Consider the following 22,919-nt stretch of genomic DNA (forward strand, 5'->3'; position numbering starts at 1 on the left):
TTACTTTACTCCTTACTTTGAACTAGAAACTTCTTCCAAGCGATTCTGGGCTTGGTAGGCAAAACCTTCTAAAATTGTATCGACTTCAGCTTGGGTTTGGACTTCATTAATCGCGGCTTTGGTCCGGGCCGAACGGGGAATTCCCTTCAAATAATAAGCTGCTTGTTGACGAAATTCGGGTACGCCGATCTTTTCACCCTTCAAGGTGACCAAGCGAGCCAATTCTTCTTGAGCTACGCGAACCTTCTCCATAGGGGTTGGTTCGGCCAATAATTCACCCGTGTCCAAATAATGGGCCATAGCTTTGAGTGCCCAGGGATTTCCAATTGCCCCCCGCGCCACCATCACGGCGTCAGCACCAACTTCTTCAATCATCCGCTTCGCATCTTGGGGAGTCTTAATATCACCATTGCCCATGAAAGGAATCGTGAGCTGCTGAGCTACTTCGTGCAAAAGTTCCCAGTCAGCCTGTCCCGTATACATTTGGGCTCTGGTCCGGCCGTGCATGGCAACAGCATCAGCCCCACCAGCTTCTGCTGCTAGCGCGTTCTCCACCGCTAGAATATGATCTTGATCCCAGCCGGTCCGCAACTTGACAGTTAAAGGTTTATCAATCTCCGCTTTGGCGGCCCGGACCAAGTCATAAATTCTCTCCGGATCCAATAGCCAATTGGAACCCGCTCCGGTTTTGGTAACTTTTTTTACGGGACATCCCATATTGATATCAATAATATCTGCTGCCGTATTCTCCGCTACATATTTAATAGCCGGTACCAAGGTTTCTTTAGAACCACCAAATAGTTGAATACTGATGGGATGTTCTTCTTCGTTCACATACAGCATTTCTTGGGTTCGCCGATTGTGATGTAAAATTCCGCGGTCACTCACCATTTCGCAAATCACTAGACCCGCCCCAAATTCTTTGGCTGTCATTCGGAAAGCATAATTTGAGATTCCCGCCATCGGAGCTACAACTACCTGATTAGCAATTGTAACCGAACCGATTTTCCATTCCATGAAATTCTCCCTTTCTTTTCAAGTCAAACTAATTACATAATAGCAAAACTCCCGCCAGACTGCCAATTACTTCTCAGCAATCAAGTCGGCAATTTCTGTGGGCGTAAAATCATAATGGGCTCGACAAAAGGGACAAACTGTCTCAACTGCCGTCTTTTGCGCCGCTAAATCTTGTAAATCACTTAAACCTAAAGTCGCCAAACCCGCTTCAAAACGCTCTTTAGAACAAGAACACTGCCAAGCCACCGGCAAACGGGTAGTCGCGATCGCTGGTTGATCTGGGGTTAATTGCTTAAGACATTCTTCCAGACTCAGCTCTGAAATCGAAGCTGTAAGATTTTTGAGTTTTATTTGGGCTGCTTGCCAAACTTTCGTTGGCGTTTGGGGTAGAGCTTGCAGCAAAAGTCCCTTCGCGTGGATAATCGTTCCCGCTTCATCTTGCGTTAGGACACAAACCATCTGTGAAGTAATCTGTTCAGATTGCTGCAAATACTGGGTGTAATTAGGCGCAATTATTGGTGAGCTTAATTCAATCTGTCCCCGAAAGGGTTGATGGAGATCATCAAACCGGCTGACCGTTAATACTCCGGGTAAAGTTACCCCTAGTTTTGAATTATTTTCCGACTTTAAATAACCTCTAACTTGGCCGGGTTTTTCAGCATCCGTCACAATGGTGACTCCACTGCTGGTCAAATTGACAGCTACTGGGGCCGCATCTTTAGTGAGCACCTGTTGCAAAAGTAAAGTTCCCAGCAAACTAGCTCCTAAGTCCGCCCCCGACTTAGCCGGAAGTTGATGACAGAGTTGCGCTTGGCGAACGGTCAACGGAGCATCTACAGCTAAGAAACGCAACTGAGACTTAGCCACTAAACAGCGAATTAAATAATCGTTCATTTTATCCTCCTGCCTTCTTTTCAACCATAAGGAAAGCACAGACAATTGTCTGTGCTTTCTAGTAAATCTTATTTTAATTAATCTTTCGGATCAGAATCATCCTCTGTCGGCTTGATGTCTGTTGCTTTTTCTTCAGAATCAGCTTCAGTTTGCTCATGTTGTTCTTCTCGAGCTTGCTTAGCTTCATCACGAAGTTGAGCCGCCTTCTTAGCTTCTTCAAAAGTCGAAGCCTTCTCAGAAGGAAATTCTTCTTGATCTTTTTCAGGCATCTTGCCCGTGTTATAAAGACTTAAAATCTGAGCCTCATCTAAGGTTTCATACTTCAGCAAAGCTTCCGCAATCGCCTTATGTTGTTCCCGATGAGTCTGAATAATTTCAATCGCTTTTTGATGACCTTCATCCAATAACTTGCGAATTTCTTCATCAATCGCGGTCGCCGTTTCCTGAGAATAATTAGCTTGGCCGTAAGCTCCAACTGGGGCTCCACCTTTTTCTAATTGTACCATTCCCAAACGGTCCGACATTCCATATTCGGTGACCATTGCCCGGGCAATTTGGGTTGCCTGTTCAAAGTCGTTGGAAGCTCCGGAAGATTGACTACCAAAGATGATTTCTTCAGCAGTCCGTCCCCCCATTAAACCAGCGATTTGTTCCATTAAATCTTTCTTGGTTAAGAGGTTTTGATCTTCTTTAGGCAACATGATGGCATATCCACCAGCTCGCCCCCGCGGAATAATCGTAACTTTCCGGACTACTCGCGAGTCACTCAAGACAACCCCAATAATTGCGTGTCCAGCTTCGTGGTAAGCCACAGTATTTTTTTCGACTGGTGAAATAACTCGATCTTTTTTCGCCGGTCCAGCGATAACCCGATCTTCCGCTTCATCAATATCCGCTGCATCAATCTTGGTCTTGTTCCGCTCCGCCGCTACTAAAGCAGCTTCGTTGAGGACATTTTCCAAATCAGCCCCGACAAAGCCAGGTGTCTGTTGCGCAATGACTTTCAAATCAACATCCTCAGTCAAAGGCTTGTTCTTAGCGTGAACCTTCAAGATTGCTTCTCGACCCTTAACATCTGGTCGACCAACTAAGATCTTTCGGTCAAATCGACCTGGCCGCAGTAAGGCCGGATCCAAAACATCAGAACGGTTAGTAGCCGCAATGACAATAATTCCTTCTTTACCCGTGAAACCATCCATTTCAACCAATAATTGGTTCAAGGTTTGTTCCCGTTCATCATTGCCACCGCCGGTTTTACCATTGCCCCGTTGCCGACCAATGGCATCAATTTCATCAATAAAGATAATCGCTGGTGCGTTCTTCTTGGCATTCGTAAATAAATCGCGAACCCGGGAAGCTCCGACCCCAACAAACATTTCTACAAAGTCAGAACCAGAAATTGAATAGAAAGGTACACCGGCTTCGCCAGCAACTGCTCGAGCTAACAAGGTTTTTCCGGTTCCCGGAGGTCCTTCTAGTAAAACACCTGACGGAATTCGGGCTCCTAAAGCCAAATACTTCCGAGGATCTTTCAAGAAGTCGACGACTTCAACTAACTCTTGCTTTTCTTCTTCTGCTCCAGCGACATCAGAAAAACGAACTTTATTTTTCTTGGGATCGACCGGTTTGGTTTGAGTTTTACCAAAACTCATAATCTTACCGGCACCACCGCCACCTTGACCAGCTTGCCCCATCATTGAGTACAATAGGAAAGCAAAGAACAAGAACGGAACAATCGTCAAAGCAATATTGAGCCACATCCCATTTTGAGATTCGCCTTCAGTATTCATCTTTGTCTTTGATTGCTGGGCAGCAGCATTAATTTCTTTCAAAGATGCATCGTTCGGCAAAATCGTCGCCTTAAATTTATCTGACTTATGGATCGTAGCGGCAGACTTCCCTAAAATAGCTAAACCACTATTATTAGTCTTTTTCGGGGATTCCGCTTTTTTCAAAGTTCCTGAAACGTGGTAAACCCCATTAGCGGGCTGCAAGGCAAAATTCTTAATCTTCTTAGCCTTTAACTTGGTCACAAATTCACTGGAAGTGAGATTCTCCGTTTGAGCAGAACCTTGCCCTCCAACAAACCAGCTTGTTGCCAAGACTAAGAGGATAAAAATAATGATATAAAATAGACTGTTATTGCGGAGCCCATTTCGATTATTTTTCAATCTGATTTTCCTCCAAAGTATCTAGCTTGCACTCTATGCTAACACATTCAAAAAAGTGCTTCTACTTATAAACGTCAGGTTTCAAAATTCCTATATAAGGCAAATTACGATATTTATCTTGATAGTCCATGCCGTAGCCAACAATAAATTCATCGGGACACTCTAAACCAACGTAATCTGGCTGCACTTCTCGTTGCCGATGCATTTTTTTATCAAGCATCGCAACTAACTTCATCGACTTAACTTTTCTTGTTTTAAATAATTCCATCAAAGCTTGTAAGGTAATTCCGGTATCCACAATATCTTCGACAAAAATAACATCTCTTCCGGCAACCGAAACATCCAGATCCTTCAAAATTTTGACCGCACCTGATGAACTGGTTTGCCCATTATAACTGGAGACATCCATGAAATCGACACTTAATTCGGTTGGGATCTGCCGCATTAAATCGGTCAAAAAAACGACCGCACCTTTCAGAATACAGACAAAAATTGGCTGCTTACCCGCGTAGTCCTGAGCTAACTGTCGGCCTAAACGTTGATTGGCTGCAGCTAAGTCTTCTGCTGTATATAACACTCGTTGAATATCTTGATTCAGATCCACTAAATTATTCTCCTATCTCAACTTTGAAGTAGTAGTTCTTCGGTTGAACCTGATTGCGATAGATCTTTTCTACCCAGACAATCTGGTCATCGAAGGTCAAAACCCAACAACTTTGGCGTTGCCAAAGCGGAAGCTGATAACTAATAAAACGCCGGGTCAATTTTTGTTGTTGACCATTAGCTAAGATTAGTCGGTCTTGGGGTCGGGGATGACGCAATTCAATTTTTTGCGGCCAACGACAAACCCCAAAAGCTTCCTTAGCAGTGGGTAAAGACTGCTTTATTGTAACCTTTTTTGCTTGATTTGCAAGGAGTGGTTGATTAATTTGTAAGCGGTAACTAACGTCTTCTACCGGAGACCATGCTGGACCTAGATAAACTTGGCTATAACTTTTTTGTAGAATTAAATTAGTCGCAAAATTTAATTTACCGTTTCCTCCTCGCAGTATCTTTTCAATCTGCTTTAGCTGCCGGCCACTTAATTCTAAGTGAAAACGCTGATGAAAAATAAACTGAATCCATAAAGCTTGCTGGGCCGGTGTTAAACTTGTAACCTGTTGGAACTCTAACAAATATCCAGCTGCGTAAGGAAGGAGTGCCTTTTCTTCTAATTGCATGAAATACTGTTCAACCAATTGTTGCGCCAATTGATTTTGTTGAACAAAATTAGTCACATGCTGTTCCAGTTGGGGACTTTCTCGTTTCAGCAAGGGTGTTACCTGTCGGCGAAGGCGGTTGCGTAAAGTAATATCTGTAAAATTAGTCGCATCAACAGCATATTCAAGCTGCCGGCGCTGTAAATAATCCTGTAACTCTAGCTTAGAAAAAGTCAACAAGGGACGAACCAAGCTTTGTTTTCCCAAAGATCGATGATCCGTAATCCCTTTCATTTCCCAAAAACTACCACTACGAAGCAGCTTCATAAGCACTGTTTCCAGTTGATCATCATTTTGATGGGCTGTGACCAGCTTGGTCAAGTGTTCTTGAGCCATCACCTTCTGAAAAAAAGCATAACGAAAGTCACGAGCCGCATTTTCCATTCCCTTTGTAGGAGCTTGCTCCCATTGGGTAGTAAAAAAAGAGACTTGGTATTTTTCACAAAAAGTGCGGACCAAGGTAATCTCTTGGGAGCTTTCGGCCCGTAACTGGAAATCAACACTAGCGACGTAAAGTTGGGGTCTTAAATCAGCCGGGAGACTTAATAAAAGCGCCAAGAGTGCTAAGGAATCGCTTCCTCCACTCACTGCTACCAGAACTCGGTCCCTAGTTTGAAAGTAGTTATTTTGGCGAACCACTTCTTGAAATTTTGATTCCGTTTGATCTTTCATGATACTAAAAAAGTTCGAATTAAAATCGAACTTAATTACGCCGACCTCCTCGGCCACCGCGTTTACCTTCTGTATTCTTCTTTAAAGTCGAGAGCCGATCTTGGCTCTGCTTCATAAAACCGGCTAAAAGACTATCGAAGTCTTCTTCAGGAGCCGGCTTATGAGCATGAACATGACTTTGACCGTGATTAGGTTTGGCATGTGTATGAGCATGATTAGTAGATTGGGACTGTGGATTTTCTGCTTGTTTAATTGATAAAGCAATCTTGCCATTATCATTACTTACAACAACCGCTGTAATCAGATCACCAACACTCAATTTATCGTGAATATCTTTGACATAGTCATTAGAAATCTGGCTAATATGTACCAGACCACTCTGACCATTACCAATATCAACAAAAGCACCGAAATTTTTAATCCCAGTAACTTTGCCTGTCACTTTTGTTCCTACTGATACGGTCATTTTATCTAAATACTCCTTAAAAATTTAAATTTTGATTGGTAGAGCCTGGTAGATTATAGATGGTTTCGTTATCTTTAGAATAATTAAAACGATAACGGATTAAATCATCTAAATAATCCGGATCATGGAGTTGTTGGATTTCAACCTTAAGATCTGCTCCCTTTTTCCTCGTAGCCTGAAGTTGGTGTTTTTGCTGGACTAATTGTGCCTGAAACGTTTGCTTTTGCGCATAGGCTTGATAAATATGTCCACCCAAAAAAGCAAAAACAAGCGTTCCCAGTAACGCTAAGGCTCCTAATCGTCTCCGATGAACCTTTTGCACACGTTGCTTGAACTGGGTCTCTGCTGACAAATCAGCATTATCTAAATTAAGCGGCTGTTTTACTTGCGAACGCCTTAGACGCGGCAATTTGATCCCCCCAACCCAAAAAGCTCCTACAATGAGTATAACAACAACAATATTAGGTGTCTATCTTTTCTTCAGAAACTAATCTAAACGTTGATATAAATCTTGAGCTTCATTTTTTTTAGCGATTAAATTTAAGGCTAGAACCTTAATCCGGACCGTCCGATCTCCATAGTGAATCGTGATTTGGTCCCCAACTTTTACTTCGGTAGCAGACTTAGCGGTTCGATCATTAACTTCAATCCGACCCTTGTCCGCAATTTGTTTTGCTAAAGTCCGCCGTTTAATTAACCGGGAAACTTTTAAATACTTATCTAAGCGCATTTTGCTCCTCCTTCATTTTTCCTAATAGCCAAGAACCAATGGGAATTAGTTCCCACTCCGCCGCTGTTAATAAGTGCCAACGCCAGCTGAGAAATAGAACTAGGAAAACTCCACCCAAAACTCCCAAGAATACTTCTCCCAAGGCAAGAACTCTCGTCAAAGGACCTAGTTGCAAGCCGAGAAACTGAAAAGCGACTTCTCCGAAAAACAAGCTCGCTCCCACCAAGCTCAGGCGAAGGAGAAAGGAGGGCAAACGCAAAACTTGCTTTAATTTTAGCTTAGCTCGCCGATAAATTAAAGCCGCAAGAACTAGACTAGCGAGAAAAGTTGCTCCACTAACTCCCCATAAGCCATAACTAGGAATCAGTAAATAATTGGCCCCGATTTTGACTAATAAAGCAATCAATAAAGGCGCCCAATTTTGCTTTTGCTGTTCTGCATTCATGATGGTATTCATAATCGTTGCTAGAGTAATAAAAATCACCGCTAAAACATAGAGACTCAAGGGACCACTAGCCGTGGCAGTCCGAAAAAGCAAGGTATTGATGGCCGGCATTAAAGCCGCTAAACCGAGGGCGGCCGCCGTTGCTAAAAATAAACTGATATGAATGACAGCCGCTGCTAATTCTTGGCGGGCAGAGTTCTTAAGGACAACCAGTTCCGGTAAAACAGCAGTTCCAAAAGAAACGGCAACTACTAGTACCAACTGCGCCAAAGGTTGGCCCCGATCAAAGATTCCCTTTAAAACTGCGGGATTAGTCCAAGCTGCTTGACACAACAATTTAAAAACCGTCACCGAATCAACTAACTGAAATAAGACCAAGAGACAACCGTAGAGACTCAATAAGAAACCAGAGGTCCAAAAACGCTGGATCAAAGTTTTCACCGGCCAAGCCGAAGAGTTAACCAGCGGAGTTAAGTTTGCCTGGTGCGGCCAACAAAACAAGATGATTAAAGCGCCAACTGCGCCAAATAAGGCCCCACTATGAGCTCCTAATCCCATCTGATACCAATTCCAGTTTTCCTTTTGAAAAAAGAACGCTGCCAGAAGAATCACCCCGACCCGAATCAGCTGCTCAACTACTTGGGAAACAGCCGAAGGAGCCATCTGCAATTGTCCCTGAAAATTACCGCGCCCAACTGCCAGCACCGGAGCGACTAAATAAAAACCGGCCAATACTTGAACTAAGGGAGTCAGCCGAAAATCGCCCATCATTCGAGCTAAGGAGGGCGCCAAAAACCAGAGGCTCAAAGCCCCTAAAAACCCCAGACCAGCGGCCAATTGCTGCAAACGAATAAAATTAGCCTGGCGATGCGTCGGATCTTCTGCAATAATTTGGGAAACAAACATCGGTAAACCGACCAAGGCGACCGCGCTACACAGACCATAAAAAGGATAGACTTGCTGATAAACAAAATAACCGTGGTCCCCCACAATATTTTGGAGAGGAACCCGATAAATGGCACTGAGAATTTTAACCACTAAGCTAGCTCCCGTTAAAATCCAAGTCCCGTGATAAAATTTCTGTCTCGATTTCATATTATTTTGATCCTTGAGCAGCTTGGGCACAGGCCGTGACAAATTTAAAAAGTTCGGGCAATAACTGGTCTTCTGCTGCTGGCAATTGGAAGGTAACTTGAAATTGTTGGTGTTCATTAGCAACGCGAGCTTTCAAGGTAACTTGAGCTAATAATTGGAAAATCTTTTCACCGGAAAGATACTTTTGAGCTTGTGGAGCAAAACGGACCAGCACTCCTTGTGGATGTTGATTAATTTGTTCAACCAAGGCTTGATCAGCCACCAACTTCAATTGAGTCATCTGGAATAAATTTGCGACGACTTCAGGATAAGTGCCAAAACGCTCGCGAACCTCTTGGCGTAATTGTTCTAAGTGTTCTAAATCACCCACTAAACGTAAGCGCTTATAAATTTCAATTTTCTGCCGGGAATCACTAATGTAGTCATCCGGCAAATAAGCTTCCACAGCCAACTTCAATTCGGCATCGGTCGTCAAGCTCTTAGCCTGTTTACCTTGCCGCTTAGTTACTGCTTCTTGGAGCATCTGAGTATATAAGTCATAACCCACCGAATTGATAAAGCCGTGCTGCTGTTTGCCCAACAAATCTCCGGCTCCGCGAATCGATAAATCACGCATTGCAATTTTAAAACCGGAACCCAATTCCGTGAAATCCTTGAGTGCTGCTAAGCGTTTTTCGCTCACCTCGGTTAGATTTTTATCAGGACGATACATAAAATAAGCGTAAGCCAGACGACTGGAACGCCCTACACGTCCTCGAAGTTGATACAGTTGGGATAAACCATAATGATCGGCATTTTCCACGATTAAGGTATTGGCATTGGGTAAATCGACCCCGGTTTCAATAATCGTCGTGGTTACCAAAACATCGTAGAGCCCTTCTAAGAAGTCGCTCATTACTTGTTCTAATTGGATCTGAGTCATTTGACCGTTAACAATTCCCACCCGGGCTTCGGGAACTAAGCCTTGCAGCAGTTGGGCAACTTTAGCCATATCCTCAACCCGATTATGGAGGTAAAAAACTTGACCATGCCGGGCTAATTCTCGATGAATCGCGCTTTGGATAATATCATAATTTTGTTCTAAAACTAGAGTTTGAATCGGATAGCGATTTGGTGGTGGCGTCTCAATTACTGAAAGTTGACGTACACCATTAAGAGACATATTCAAGGTTCGGGGAATTGGGGTCGCGGTCATCGTCAAAACATCAATTTGCGATTTCAACTGTTTTAAACGTTCTTTATGTTTAACCCCAAATCTTTGTTCCTCATCGACAATCAACAAGCCTAAATCCAAAAATTTAATATCCTTCGATAATAAACGATGCGTTCCCACGACAAGGTCCAATCTTCCAGCAGCTAAATCGACTTTAATTTGGGTTTGTTGGGCGCGGGTTTGAAAACGAGACAAAACCGCAAACTTGACCGGAAAGCCTTGAAAGCGGGCTTGAATTGTTTGGTAATGTTGCTGGGCTAAAATTGTGGTTGGTACCAAAAAAGCCACTTGTTTACCACCCATAATCGCCTTGAAAGCGGCTCTCAAAGCTACTTCCGTTTTACCAAAACCGACATCCCCCACAAGCAAGCGATCCATTGGATGGGGCTGTTGCATATCCTGCTTAATTTCCGCAACACTGCGCAATTGATCCGGCGTTTCGATATAAGGAAATTGGTCTTCAAATTTTGTTTGTAAATCATCATCTGGTGGAAAAGCAAAACCCAGTTCGGCAGCTCTTTGGGCGGACAAAGCAATTAAATCATCAGCAATATCTTCGATATTTTGTTGAACCTTTTGCTTGGTCTTATGCCATTCCTGTCCCCCTAACTTGTTCAAACGCGGCTTTTTGCCTTCTGAAGCCACATACTTTTGGACTAAGTTTAATTGGTTCACGGGAACCAAAATCTGGCCATCATCACGATAAGTTAAGGTTAAGTAATCATTATGCTTTCCATCGACCGTCAAGGTCTGCAAACCTTCAAAACGACCAATCCCGTGATTCAAGTGCACCACATAATCGCCGGGTTTGAGATCTGTATAACTTTTTAAGCGTTGGGCATTAGTCAATTGGGTGCGTGGCGGCCGCGCATGGGGTGGTCGATTAAACAATTCCCGTTCGGTTAACAAGACTAATTTTGCGTTGGGAAATTCAATCCCTGATTGCAAATTTCCTTCAACTAACTGTACTTTCCCCGGTTCTAAATCATTTAAAGTTCGCGTCGGAGCCGAAATCGCAAAATCTGCCAAGGTTTGCGTGAACTTTTGAAGCCGCGTTGCGTCACTAAGAAATAAAACAACGGTCACTTCTTGATGTTGCCAACGTTCTAATTCCATTTTGAGAGCTGGCAGATTGCTATAAAATTGCTGCACACTCCGAGTAGTTAAGGATAATAGTTGATCTAGATGCCGTCTTTGACGGGCAAAAACCGTTAACTCAATCTGAGCCACATCGACCTGTTGCCAGTGTTTAGAAAACCGATCGGTCGGCAGCGTAGTTTTTAAAACTCGACCTTGATTTAATTGTTCCTGCCACCAAGTTAAATTTTCCGTCATAGTTGTTTGGGCCTGAGCGGCAATTCGATCCCAATCGTCGTAAACTATGGCTCCTGTAGAAGGTAAATAAGAACTCAACGTTTGTTTAGAAGAATATAAGTAGTTGATATAACTTTCTAGATGCGGTCCCGGTCGACCGGCGGCTAGTTCGGTTAGATCATCAACAAAAGATTGCCGTAATTTTTTTTGATCTTCCGTTTGTTTTAAATGAACCAATTGCTGGTCTAAATCTTTTTGAATCTTTATTCCGACTGCTTGATACTGCTTTTCACTGGCGAAACGATCGGTCGCTGGAATTAAGTGAACCTCGGACACTGCAGCTTGATTACGCTGAGTCGCCGGATCCAGTTCGTGCAGACTTTCGATGGTGTCCCCGAAAAATTCACACCGCCAAGCAGTAGCAGCCAAAGGAGCATATAAATCCAAGATATCACCTCTTAGGGCGAATTCCCCTGGGTGAGTGACTAAATTTTCTCGCCGATAACCAGCAGCAACTAAGCGCCGGCTTAAAGTTTCCTGATCCCATTCTTGGTCAACCGCGAGCGTTAAAGAGCTTTCTTGAAACTGTTGCGGTGAAGGAAGCGGATAAGTAACCCCCACGCCGGCACTAACCACGACTCCCGGTTTTTGCGATAGCAAAAAATCCAACGTTTGTAAACGTTGGTCTAAGCTTTCTGGAGAACTGATCGCCTGTTGAGTAGCTAACGAATCGGCTACTGGAAACGAGTGAACCTGTTCTTTCGATAAAAACTGTCCCAAATCTTCAAACAAACGCTGGGCTTGGTAAGGATCAGGTTCGACAACTAGAATCGGCTGCTGAGTTTGATCTACCAAGTTAGCCAAAAATAAAGCCTTCGAACTAGCTAATAATCCCGTAACCATTTGCCAAGTTTGTGGTTTTAATTTGGTAATAAATTGTTGAATTGAAGGATTATCTTTCCAAAAATCAATTAGCTGCACGGGCAACTCCTTAATTGAAGCGATTCATGGTTTGACTGAAATCGTCATGTTCAATCCAGTCTTGAACCGCTAAACTAGCTTGAGTGATACCGGACGTAATCACGGGCAACTGCTCGGAAGTAAACGGTTTTAGCACCCAATCAACAACAGTTTGCTTTTGGGGATGGGCAATCCCAATCTTAATTCTCTTAAAACTCTTCGTTCCGGTTGCGGCGATGATGCTCTTAATTCCATTGTGCCCGCCGGCTGATCCTTGAGCTCGCAGACGGACTTTTCCTAAAGGTAAGTCTAAATCATCTTGAATAACGAGAATTTCTTCGGGTTGAATTTGATAATAACCCATTAATTGGCGCACCGCTGCTCCGGAAGAATTCATAAAAGTGAGTGGTTTAACTAAGTATATTGTTTCTCCTTGATAGCGAAACCGAACATCTTGCGCCGAAAACTCTTGCTTGGTCAATTGGACTTCATAGTGAGCCGCAATCTGATCAATGGTCATGAACCCCAAATTATGTTTAGTTTGTTCATATTGACGTCCGGGATTCCCCAAACCAAAAATAGCCTTCATCCTATCCGCCTACTTTATCTTAATGTCTTTCGATTATACCACAACTGATTTTTAGAAATTAGTTGTGACGTTTTTCCCATATTTAAAAAGAGCATGATATAATGAATATGTACTTGTTAGTTAATTACTTAATTAATTTAAAGGAGTCTTTTTTATGACTAGTATTACAAACAAGAATCATACCAAAGTTATTTTGGTAGGTGACGGTGCGGTTGGTTCTTCCTTTGCTTATGCTTTAACTTTGCAAGGTGTTGCTAACGAAATTGGCATTGTTGATATTGCTAAGGACAAAACCAAGGGTGACGCACTTGATATTGCTGATGCTACTCCTTTCTCCTATCCAAAGTCAGTTTTTTCTGCTGAATATAGTGATGCTAAAGATGCCGACTTAGTAGTGATTACCGCTGGTGCCCCCCAAAAGCCTGGCGAAACTCGGCTCGACCTAGTTAACAAGAACTTAAGCATCTTAAAGACGATTGTTGACCCAGTAGTTGAATCTGGTTTTAACGGAATCTTTGTTGTCGCAGCTAACCCAGTTGATATCTTAACTTACGGAACTTGGAAGATGTCTGGTTTTCCTAAGGAACGCGTTATCGGTTCTGGTACTTCCTTAGATACTGCTCGTTTGCACAAAGCTATCGGTCAAGAATTAGATATCGATCCTCGTTCAGTCCACGGCTACATGTTAGGCGAACACGGTGATACTGAATTTGCAGCTTGGTCTCACTTAACCGTTGGTGGTTTAACAATCGCTGAATTACGGAAGACTCATCCTGAATTTACTGATGAAAAATTAGCTGAAATTAACGACCAAACTGTTAATGCTGCTTATGCCATCATCAATACCAAGGGTGCAACTTTCTACGGTGTTGCTACAGCCTTGGCTCGAATTTGTAAAGCTTTGCTTCGCGATGAAAAGACAATCTTGCCACTCTCCGTTCATATGGATGGCCAATATGGAGTTAATGACTTGTATATTGGTTCACCAGCTGCTGTTAACCGCAATGGTGTCCAAGAAATCTTTGAAATTCCTTTAAGCGAAGATGAAGAAGCTAAGATGAAGCACTCTGCTGAACAACTAACCAAGGTTGCTCGAGATGGCTTTGCTAAAGCTGGAATCTAAAGAAGATTTGTATTGATCAAATTAAAGAAGGTTGCTTCTAGTGACCTTCTTTTTTAATGGTCCCATCTTTTCGAACTATGCTAAGATGAATTGAAGATGTTTACTTTGAGGAGGTTTATTGATGAAGAATACAATGATTGCGGTTTTAGCTATTTGTTTAGTGTGTACGGTTGTTGGAATGCTTTTGGGCAACTGGTGGTTAGGAATCGTGCCCTTATTTATTGCTTTTTGGCCGACAGCTTATTTTGCTAGTCAAGAATAACTTAGCCTCTACCACTATTTAATTTAGTTAATTTTCTTTAACTTAAAGCTTTCCTAAACGGCGCAGGCTGTGCTATGATTTGCCTAGATAACTTTGAAATTGAGGTAAAAATAATGCTTATCAAATCTTTAGTGCTCAAAAAGCGGGTCTTAACGACGGTCGAAGAATCAGCAACTCTAGAAGAGGCCTTAAAAATTTTAGAAGATTCTAATTACCGCTGTGTGCCAATTTTAGATGAAACCGGAACTATCTTCCGGGGCAATATTTATAAAATGCACATCTATCGTCACAAATCTCGTGGAGGTGATATGACCCTTCCGGTCACTTACCTTCTGAAAAATGCTACCAAAACGATTCCGGTTAATGCTCCTTTTTTCAAGGTTTTCTTTAACATTAAAGACTTACCTTATATTGCCGTGTTGGATGAAAATAATCATTTCTACGGAATCTTAACCCATGCCAGTTTACTAAATATGTTATCCGAGGCTTGGAACCTGAATACTGCCAGTTATGTTTTGACAATCATTTCTTCCGGACAAAAAGGCGAATTAGCCGCGATGTCCAATATCATTGGTCAACGGATTAATATCGTGGGCTGTTTAACTCTAGATGCGGGCAAGAGTGCCTTAGTTCGCCGAAACTTGTTCACTTTAGAGGAAGGAATCAGTCCCCAAACTTTGCAAGAAACAGTCGCTGAATTGGAGAGCAATAGCTTCCGAGTTGCCGAAATTGATGACTTACACCGGGGGGTAATTCTCGACAACTTGCCCGAAGCTTAATTACCCGAACTTGATAGTTTTGAACTGCCTGATATTGATGCCAACATCAATATCAGCTTTTTTATTTTTCGGATACTGCCACCTGAAAGCCTCCTAAACGTTACTTTCCTTAATTAAAGCAACTAAAAAAGCATCATTGTTTTCTCAAAAGTGAGTTGCAATGATGCCTCAATAACAATAAGTTTATTTGTGGACGCTATAAGTCGCCAAAATAATTTTAGTTCAAAAATCTAGTGGCTAACTTTAATTGCTGGGGCTGTAGTTGACGATGACGCTGGCCCATCTTGCAAAATATAGTGAAGAGTCCGTCTGATAAGCACCTAACTTAGTGGCTGAAAAAGCAGTTAATTTAACTTGTAATGTATCAACTGGTAAAGAGACCGGGTAGTCAAGATTCTTCGGATCATATTTAAGAACTGGAGTCTGCCCTTGGTAAATTGTTTGCACCGTTCCCACATTCAAGGCTTGATTATTCTTGGTTAGAATCGGCCAATTTGTCGGTGCTAATTGATTATCATCTTTTTTCGCCAAGGATCTGCTTGGGTCTGCAAGGTAATTACCGGCTTAGCTACCCGATCAGCATCCAGTCTGGTATCTGCAATGGTAAAACTAAGGGGAGTTTGGGGAGGAACTTTGCCCGCTTTATAGATATTCCAACTTTGAAATTGGAATTGTTGAGGAGCTGCAGCTAAACGCAAACCACGATAGTAAGGCTCCCAAACATAGGTGTGGACTCCACCATGATTTTGATTATAAAAATAACGATCAATCAATTCAGACGCGGTCAGAGGACTGCTGATGAGATTATTCTTGTCAGAAATATCAGAATCATTTTTGATTTCTTGCCAATTATATGAACGGCTAATCTGAGAGAAACCGTTCATTATTGGAAACCCATATCCATCATTAGGTGAGTTCGGCAATACGCTACGATCTGCATCTACAAATTGAAATTTAGGACCTAAAACTATGCGACAAAGATTAACACTACTTAACATTCTAAAGTCGATTTGAACTTTGGAAGTGTCCCAAGTTCTCAAATCCAAAATATAAATTGTGCACTCGTAGAATATAGAGCTTATATGAGTCACTTGGGATGTATCAAATTTACTAACGTCAAAATTTAATATACACTCACAATTTTCAAACATATAGCTCATATCAGTGACTTGGCTAGAGTCCCAATTGGCTAACGACAAAGTAGTTAAACCAAAACATCCTTCGAACATCCTACTCATGTCAGTCACATGGGACACATCCCAGTTGTTAAGTTTAATCTTTGTGAGTTTTCCATTATCTTTGACAAAGAAACTAAGATCGGTAACTTGGCTAACTTAGGCTGCGCCGGAAATTTCCGGGCCGCTTTGGCGCTAGCCTGAACCAGTTGGTTTAGGTTAAGGATACTCCCTCCCACCCCAGATAAATAAGCTAAAATAATAATATTATTTTAACTGTTTTGAAAATTAATCCTTATCTTGCCATTCTTTCTTCCTCCAACAAGCAAATCGTAAGCATTAATTAATTTTGATTATACCATCTTCTGCTTACTAAAAATCCCTAAAAAAGCAGGTCTAGTCTAACTTTTTCTTAGATTAAAAATCATTTTTTATCTTGATTTGCAGTAATACCCCAAAGATTTTAATCAGAGATTTTCTTAAAATTCGGCTTTAATGTAATTCACTCGTTTAAAACCTCGTAGAGGGGCTCTTACTACAAAAAAACTGGTATTGATCAGTTCATCAACGCCAGAAAGTTTAGATTCATTTTTTAAAAAGATATTTAAGTTAATGCAGAGTCTTTTGACATTGCCGCATGAATTCCTGCCGCCGAGCTAGGGTATCATGCTTAGACTCCATCTGCCCCATAATTTTGACATGTTGAATTTTAATTCCACAATAGCCTAACACTTCCCGTTTCCAACGACTAATTGGCCCTCCGTAGAGCCGATAGTAAAAGTTAGGCGCATGGCAGGAAATGAAGAGATCCGCGGTCTTACCCCGCAGTAATTTTTCTGAGCGCCAGCCTTGATAATGATAGGCAAATCCTGGGGTTAAAACTCGTTCCAAGAATCCTTTCAAAACCGAAGGTTCGTTAGCCCACCAAATTGGAAAAAAGAAACTAAGATGATCCACCGCCTTGATTTGGGCTTGAACTTGCCGGGGAAAACTTTCATCGGCCATATGCTGGCGATAACCAGCTCGTAATACGGGATCAAAATTGGTTCGTGCTAAATCGATAAACTGCGCTTGATGACCCTGTTTCAGTGCGGTTTGGTAAAAACTATTAGCATTGGCCCAACAAAAGGAATGGGCATCGGGACTGCCTTGAATAACCAAAAGTTTCATCTGTAGATTCACCTTCTAATATTTTTAGATTACGATTCAGGCTGATAGCTTTCTAAAATCAAACTGATATTGCTTCCCCCAAACGCAAAGGAGTTTGACATCAGCTTAATCGGTCGGGTCAGCTCTTGGTTTTGCCATAATAAATGATCGGTAAAAGCTAACTGAGGATCAACTTGGCTAGTTTTGGTACCGGCTTGTCCTAACAACAATCCTTGGGACAACATTTGCGCGCATAAAGCCGCTTCTAAGGCGCCAGAAGCTCCCAACAAATGCCCAAACATCGCCTTAGTAGAAGAAAAATGTACTGCCTCAGAGTCTGCAAAGACAGTTGCTAAAGCTTGGGCTTCACACTGATCATTAGCCTTGGTAGCAGTTCCGTGGGCATTCACGTAAGCAATTTCTGAAGCAGAAGTTTGCGCACTGGCTAGGGCTTGTTGCATTGCTTGAGCCATTCCCGCAGTCGTCGGGGCAACTACTGAAAAAGCATCTGAATAATTTCCATAACCGGTCAGCTCACAATAAATAGGGGCTTGGCGAGCTTTCGCATGAGTTAAACTTTCTAAAATTAAGGTACTACCACCTTCGGCAATGACAAAGCCATCCCGGTCTTGGGCAAAGGGATTGGACGCCTGGTCTAAATCCGCTGTTTGCGACAAGACTCCCAACTTTTTAAAGGCTACTAGAACCGGATCATTAAGACAAGCTTCTGCTCCCACGACGATGATTCCAGGTAAAGCTCCAGCCCGGATCTTCTCATAGGCTTCCCCTAGGGCTACAGCTCCCGAGGCACAAGCTGCGGAATAGGTATTCATTGGGCCATGTACTTGATGATCAATGGCTAAATTAGCAGCGATCATATTGGGTAAAGCTTTAATGATCGTTCGAATATCAACTTTCATTACATTCGCTAGTTTGGTAATTTTATTTGCTTCTTGGACCGTAGTATTGACTCCGCCAATTGTCGTCCCGACAAAAACTCCGAAATTACTTCGATCCCTAATTTGATCAAAGTCACTGTCTGCTAAAGCCTCGCGCGTACAACAGCTAGCAATCTGGGTCACCCGATCGCGATACCGACGTTCTTTGGTTGTCAAGGATTGATTAAAGTCATCTGCTACCCGACTCAAATTTAAATTGAGGTCTGAATTATGCTTAATTTGGCGCTGCCACTGCACCGCTTGCTCCCAAGTACTTGCCCAATCATTACCTAAAGGGGTAACGGCGCCTAAACCTGTAACTACAACTCGTTCCAATTACTTTTCGCCTCCTGTTGCAGCAGTCATGGTCGTCAATTTTGGCCGGAGCTTTTCCAAAACAGCTAGGGTCTGATCCAAATCTTCTCGGGTATGCAAACTAGACATGAAGAAGCGGATTCGCGCTTCATCTTCTCGGACTGCCGGAGCAACAATCGGCAAAGCATTAATTTTAGCTGCTAATAATTCTTGGGCAAATTCGAGCGTTGTTTGGGAATCCCCCACAATTAGAGGAATAATTGGCGTATCGTGACTGTTTCCCGTCTCATAGCCTAGAGCTTGAATCTTAGTTAAGAAATACTGTGAATTATCTTGTAATTTTTGGACCCGACTACTATCATTTGCAAAAGTCTGCACCGCAGATAAGGCAGCGGCTGTATTCGCAGGTGTAATCCCGGCACTAAAAATAAATCCTGGAGATGTAAACCGGAGCCAATTTAAGAAGACTTGTTCCCCGGCAATAAAACCACCACAACTGGCGCACGATTTACTCAAAGTTCCCATTATAATATCGACATCATGCGGATCAACTTGCCAATAATCGGTTACTCCAGCTCCCCGCGAACCCACGGTTCCAAAAGAATGGGCTTCATCGACCATTAAGATAGCGCCATAACGTTTTTTCAGAGCAATTAATTCGGGTAAAGGACACAAGTCACCATCCATTGAATAGGCTCCTTCAACGACGATTAAGACCCGCCGATAGTTATCACGTAAGCGTTGCAAAATACGTTCCAAAGATTTGAGATCGTTATGTTTAAAAGAACGTCGCATTGCATGCGACAACCGAGCTCCTTCCACAATACTATTGTGCGCCAACTGATCATGAATAATTAAATCCTCTTCGCCAACAATATTTCCGATCATATTGACATTGGTACTGTGACCGCCGACTTGCACCAAAGCCGCATCCACCCCAATAAAATTGGCTAAAGTTTCTTCTAATTCTTGGTGGAGTTTAATTTGCCCACTCAATAAGCGACTACCAGATACCGAAGTCCCGTATTGATCAATCGCCCGTTTTCCCGCCGCAACCACTTCTGCTTGCCCATTTAAGCCCAGGTAATTATAAGTCGAAAAATTAATATATTCTTCATTGGCAATTGTCATCCGATTTAAGGGCAGACCCGCATTTGTTTTAAAGTAGGGATTGTGTCCCTCTTGCGACTCTAAATAAGCTGTAAATTCTTGAACTTCAGGAAAATTTGCGATCTGAGTTACATCCTGAGGATAATTAGTTGCCCCCGAAGTTGTTGATCTTTTAGCGGCAATCAACTGTTCCAATTGTTGGACCGTTAAATCTTGTTTAAAAGATTTGAGATCCAAGTCTTGTTTTTTAAGCTGAAATTCTTGTTCTAAAATCGCTAGTAAATCAACTAACATTAAAGAATCAAAATCTAAATCTTGGACCAAAAAATCTTCCGGCCGAATCTGAGACTCGGCTTCACCTGTAATTTCTGCCAAAATTGCTTTTAACTTTGTTGTCATTCACTTATTTCCTCCCTAAACATTATTAGGAGTAATATAATCTTTTTTTCTTTTTTAAAATTCATAAATGCATTCTTGAAAATTGAAAGTCATTTTAGCAAATGAATATCCATCAGTACAATAAATATTTTTTTAATCTAAATTAGTTATTAATTACTACAAAAAATTTCAAGAGCGAATAATAAAGTATTATCGATTCCTAACATCTCTCATTTATTTTCACAGCTAAAAAGTCAAAATAAAAATAAGCCTCGTATTTTTCACAAGACTCATTTTTTATTTTCCTTAAAATTAAATTACTGGATCAATCATTATTCGACTTCAAAGCCGTTAACATATCAATCTTATGGATCTTCTGCGACATAATTAAAAGAACGATTACGGCAAAGAGTATGGTTAGACCGCCCGAGAAAAGAAAATTAGTCGCCTGTAAATGAAGATGGGGCATGATAACTTCTGGAGTCACAGTCATCATGATATAGTTATGCAGATACTTTCCTCCGATAAACCCCCCGACAATCCCCACTAACGTTAACAGAATTGTTTCTCGGAAAATATACATATCAACTTCCCGGTCAAAGAAACCTAAGACCTTCATTGTGGATAACTCTCGAACTCTTTCTAAAACATTCACATTGGTTAAATTATACAAAACAACATAGGCTAAAACTGAAGAAACTAAGATAATAATCAAAATCAAAGCTTGTAAACTGTCTAAAGTTTCATTGATTACCTTTTTGGCAGCATCGGTTCTCGTGACCGCAACGATTGTCTCCTTTTGATTCAATTGGCGAGCCACTTGATCTAAGTCTTGCTTTGTCCGCGTTCGATTTTGCACGATCAGTCCATTAGCTCGCCAGTTATGCCCCAAGATTGCTCGATAAGCAGTAGGTGAAGCAAACAAGTAGTGCCCCGTAGACATCTGGACAATAGCTGCGACCGGGGCGCGATACTGGTGCCCTTGATGATCATGAAAACTCATTCGGTCATGAACTCGTAAATTTAAAGACTGCGCCAATTTCTGAGTTATAACAACACCATGAGCGGGTAATCGCCACCGTCGCTGATTATCGAGATTGTATAGTGACAGGTAGGTCTGCAAGCCCTGATTTGTCGCGGGAGACAAAAAGGTTATGACTTGATTCCCCGGACTCTGGCGATCAGCGACCAAAAATTGCCGACTATTAACCAAATCTGCTTTTTTAACGCCTGCTTGTTGGCGGACTTGCCGTACCGTGGTTTCCTTTTCTTTAGAACTTAGATCTGGAGCCAACTGTGCTAATTCATCGTAGTGAGCAATCCGAGTATATTGATCGTAAACTAAGCCCTGTAAGGAATCCCGAATTCCAAAACCCGTAATTAATAAGGCCGTACAACCAGCTACTCCGATAATCGTCATCAACATCCGCAATTTATAACGGAAAATATTTCGTAAAGTAATCTGATAATTAAAGCTAAACCTGCGCCAGAGAAAAGGCAGATACTCCAAGAAAATTCGCGAATTTGTCTTCACGGTCTGCCCTTGGAGCAACTCTGCTGGAGCCTGGAAAGATTGCCTCCAAGCTAAAACCACCGATGGCAAGACAATAACCAATAAGGATAAGAGAAAGACACTCGTAAATCCAATGAGATCAAAATGTAACTTTAAACTAGGAAAGACAAAACTTTGCCCGTAGGCTCGATAGATCTCTTTGGTTAAGACTTGATTGCCAAAGTAAGCTCCGACAAGAGCTCCAATAATTACCGCGCTGAGTCCGTAGACTAAAAACACCTGTAATTGTTGCCAACGTCCGTAACCTAAGCCTGATAAAACAGCGAGATCTTTTTTCTTCTCCTGGGCCATTCTTAACATCGTCGTAAAACAAACAATCAAGGCCACGGCTAAGAAAATATAAGGAAAAACTTGAGCCAAACTTTCAATTCTTTTGATATCCTCACCAAACAGGTGATAACTATCATTGTAATCGTTGCGCGTCTGAAAAACATACTTAATTGGTCCTTGAGCCTGAATCGCGCGCAATTGTTGTTCTAACTGGGGATTAACCGCACTGGGATTAATTGCTGCCAGCTGTTGAAATTGCAGCAATTGTCTTTGAATTCGCTGTGTTTTCTTTTTGGCTAAGTGATTCAAAGCTGGCTGGGACTTATGAACCCAGACTTGGGCTTGTTTTTCATATTGCGAATCATAAGCTTGGTGGGACTTTAAGCAAAACTGGACTCGAGCCAATTGCGGTTCAAACTTCTTTACCGCCTCCACAGACAAATAACCAAAAGTAGCTACTTTCCCGTTTCCTAAAGGCGTCACACCCAATTGACTTTTATCTAAATATTCTGCTGACGTCCCAAAACCGACCACCTGCAGAGTTCGGGTTTTCAAAGTTGCCGCCTGCCCACTATGAACTCGAATCGTTTGTCCTAAATGATATTGTCCCCGTTCGCGAGCATTTAAAAGCACTTGGTGACCGTTTCGCGGTAAATGTCCCTGAGTAAGCCGTGGTCGGGAAAGCTGCGGCGAAATGGTTTGCAAACGAATTACCCGATCAGTTGAATCCAATTTTGTATCTAATTGTTGCACAAATTCGAGATGTTGAACTTTTTTAACTTTTTGGCGAATTTGCTGGCGGTCAGTGGCGTTTAAGGGTAAGGAACTGCTTAGTTGAGCATCAGCTAGATGATGTTTTTGGTAATAAAGCTGGGCAGTCTGCCGCATGTCTGGACCAACAGACCGCAGGCCCACCATCACAAAAACTCCTAACATTACTAGAATTGTTACCGATAGAAACCGAGCCCGCGAGAAGCGAAATTCCCGGAGGGTATTCTTCCATAATCCTGTCTTCATTTCTG

The 22,919-nt window shown here is 42.1% G+C and carries 20 protein-coding genes and 1 pseudogene; 3 read left to right on the plus strand and 18 right to left on the minus strand.

Going from position 1 to position 22,919, the window contains the following annotated elements; all coding sequences use genetic code 11:
• Nucleotides 1–12: 12 nt before the first annotated feature.
• The 11 genes from dusB to pth form a co-directional block, all read right to left on the minus strand.
• Nucleotides 13–1,017 carry a tRNA dihydrouridine synthase DusB gene (dusB, locus tag HU830_RS03840; RefSeq protein WP_176942470.1) on the minus strand — a complete coding sequence of 335 codons (1,005 nt, stop codon included), beginning with the start codon at nucleotides 1,015–1,017 and terminating at the stop codon, nucleotides 13–15.
• A gap of 66 nt (nucleotides 1,018–1,083) precedes the next feature.
• On the minus strand, nucleotides 1,084–1,911 hold the full coding sequence (locus HU830_RS03845; protein ID WP_176942471.1) for an Hsp33 family molecular chaperone HslO: 828 nt from the start codon (nucleotides 1,909–1,911) through the stop codon (nucleotides 1,084–1,086).
• Nucleotides 1,912–1,988: 77 nt separating this feature from the next.
• A complete protein-coding gene (ftsH, locus tag HU830_RS03850) occupies nucleotides 1,989–4,082 on the minus strand; it encodes an ATP-dependent zinc metalloprotease FtsH (protein ID WP_176942472.1) in 2,094 nt (697 codons plus the stop codon).
• A gap of 61 nt (nucleotides 4,083–4,143) precedes the next feature.
• Complete coding sequence (hpt, locus tag HU830_RS03855) at nucleotides 4,144–4,680, minus strand: hypoxanthine phosphoribosyltransferase (protein WP_176942642.1); 537 nt, start codon at nucleotides 4,678–4,680, stop codon at nucleotides 4,144–4,146.
• Nucleotides 4,681–4,690: 10 nt separating this feature from the next.
• Nucleotides 4,691–6,070: a tRNA lysidine(34) synthetase TilS gene (gene tilS / locus HU830_RS03860; RefSeq protein ID WP_176942473.1), complete on the minus strand. Its 1,380-nt coding sequence runs from the start codon at nucleotides 6,068–6,070 to the stop codon at nucleotides 4,691–4,693.
• Nucleotides 6,045–6,479, minus strand: a complete 435-nt coding sequence (locus tag HU830_RS03865; RefSeq protein WP_176942474.1) for a S1 domain-containing RNA-binding protein — start codon at nucleotides 6,477–6,479, stop codon at nucleotides 6,045–6,047. The genes tilS and HU830_RS03865 overlap by 26 nt, the downstream gene beginning before the upstream one ends.
• Before the next feature lie 16 nt (nucleotides 6,480–6,495).
• Nucleotides 6,496–6,888, minus strand: coding sequence for an FtsB family cell division protein (locus tag HU830_RS03870; RefSeq protein ID WP_176942475.1), 393 nt, complete (start codon nucleotides 6,886–6,888; stop codon nucleotides 6,496–6,498).
• Between the two features lie 78 nt (nucleotides 6,889–6,966).
• Nucleotides 6,967–7,209: an RNA-binding S4 domain-containing protein gene (locus tag HU830_RS03875; protein WP_176942476.1), complete on the minus strand. Its 243-nt coding sequence runs from the start codon at nucleotides 7,207–7,209 to the stop codon at nucleotides 6,967–6,969.
• Nucleotides 7,196–8,749, minus strand: a complete 1,554-nt coding sequence (locus HU830_RS03880; RefSeq protein WP_176942477.1) for a polysaccharide biosynthesis protein — start codon at nucleotides 8,747–8,749, stop codon at nucleotides 7,196–7,198. The genes HU830_RS03875 and HU830_RS03880 overlap by 14 nt, the downstream gene beginning before the upstream one ends.
• Nucleotide 8,750: 1 nt before the next feature.
• A complete protein-coding gene (mfd, locus tag HU830_RS03885) occupies nucleotides 8,751–12,257 on the minus strand; it encodes a transcription-repair coupling factor (protein WP_176942478.1) in 3,507 nt (1,168 codons plus the stop codon).
• A 10-nt stretch (nucleotides 12,258–12,267) separates the two neighbouring features.
• Nucleotides 12,268–12,825: an aminoacyl-tRNA hydrolase gene (gene pth / locus HU830_RS03890; protein ID WP_176942479.1), complete on the minus strand. Its 558-nt coding sequence runs from the start codon at nucleotides 12,823–12,825 to the stop codon at nucleotides 12,268–12,270.
• Nucleotides 12,826–12,979: 154 nt separating this feature from the next.
• On the opposite strand from pth, the gene HU830_RS03895 reads away from it, so the two are divergent.
• From HU830_RS03895 to cbpA, 3 genes are all read left to right on the plus strand, one after another.
• A complete protein-coding gene (locus tag HU830_RS03895) occupies nucleotides 12,980–13,948 on the plus strand; it encodes an L-lactate dehydrogenase (RefSeq protein ID WP_176942480.1) in 969 nt (322 codons plus the stop codon).
• A gap of 121 nt (nucleotides 13,949–14,069) precedes the next feature.
• Nucleotides 14,070–14,210: a hypothetical protein gene (locus HU830_RS03900; protein WP_176942481.1), complete on the plus strand. Its 141-nt coding sequence runs from the start codon at nucleotides 14,070–14,072 to the stop codon at nucleotides 14,208–14,210.
• Nucleotides 14,211–14,323: 113 nt separating this feature from the next.
• Complete coding sequence (cbpA, locus tag HU830_RS03905; protein ID WP_176942482.1) at nucleotides 14,324–14,989, plus strand: cyclic di-AMP binding protein CbpA; 666 nt, start codon at nucleotides 14,324–14,326, stop codon at nucleotides 14,987–14,989.
• Between the two features lie 243 nt (nucleotides 14,990–15,232).
• Here the strand turns inward: cbpA and HU830_RS03910 are convergent, their stop codons facing one another.
• From HU830_RS03910 to HU830_RS03935, 7 genes and pseudogenes are all read right to left on the minus strand, one after another.
• The gene (locus tag HU830_RS03910; RefSeq protein ID WP_176942483.1) at nucleotides 15,233–15,520 is read right to left on the minus strand and encodes a hypothetical protein; all 288 of its coding nucleotides are present in this window, start codon (nucleotides 15,518–15,520) and stop codon (nucleotides 15,233–15,235) included.
• The gene (locus tag HU830_RS08845; protein ID WP_228765784.1) at nucleotides 15,493–15,873 is read right to left on the minus strand and encodes a hypothetical protein; all 381 of its coding nucleotides are present in this window, start codon (nucleotides 15,871–15,873) and stop codon (nucleotides 15,493–15,495) included. The genes HU830_RS03910 and HU830_RS08845 overlap by 28 nt, the downstream gene beginning before the upstream one ends.
• Nucleotides 15,874–15,987: 114 nt before the next feature.
• Nucleotides 15,988–16,296: pseudogene (locus tag HU830_RS09175) on the minus strand (BspA family leucine-rich repeat surface protein); the annotation flags it as partial.
• A gap of 477 nt (nucleotides 16,297–16,773) precedes the next feature.
• Nucleotides 16,774–17,334: an NAD(P)H-dependent oxidoreductase gene (locus HU830_RS03920; RefSeq protein ID WP_176942484.1), complete on the minus strand. Its 561-nt coding sequence runs from the start codon at nucleotides 17,332–17,334 to the stop codon at nucleotides 16,774–16,776.
• 29 nt (nucleotides 17,335–17,363) lie between these two features.
• Complete coding sequence (locus tag HU830_RS03925; protein ID WP_176942485.1) at nucleotides 17,364–18,587, minus strand: beta-ketoacyl-[acyl-carrier-protein] synthase family protein; 1,224 nt, start codon at nucleotides 18,585–18,587, stop codon at nucleotides 17,364–17,366.
• The gene (locus tag HU830_RS03930; RefSeq protein ID WP_176942486.1) at nucleotides 18,588–20,075 is read right to left on the minus strand and encodes an aminotransferase class I/II-fold pyridoxal phosphate-dependent enzyme; all 1,488 of its coding nucleotides are present in this window, start codon (nucleotides 20,073–20,075) and stop codon (nucleotides 18,588–18,590) included. It lies immediately after the preceding gene.
• Between the two features lie 304 nt (nucleotides 20,076–20,379).
• Nucleotides 20,380–22,914 (minus strand): ABC transporter permease, encoded by a 2,535-nt coding sequence (locus tag HU830_RS03935; RefSeq protein ID WP_176942487.1) that lies wholly within the window; start codon nucleotides 22,912–22,914, stop codon nucleotides 20,380–20,382.
• Nucleotides 22,915–22,919 lie beyond the last annotated feature (5 nt).

Origin of the sequence: Bombilactobacillus apium (assembly GCF_013385145.1) — a bacterium.
GTDB classification, from domain to species: domain Bacteria; phylum Bacillota; class Bacilli; order Lactobacillales; family Lactobacillaceae; genus Bombilactobacillus; species Bombilactobacillus apium.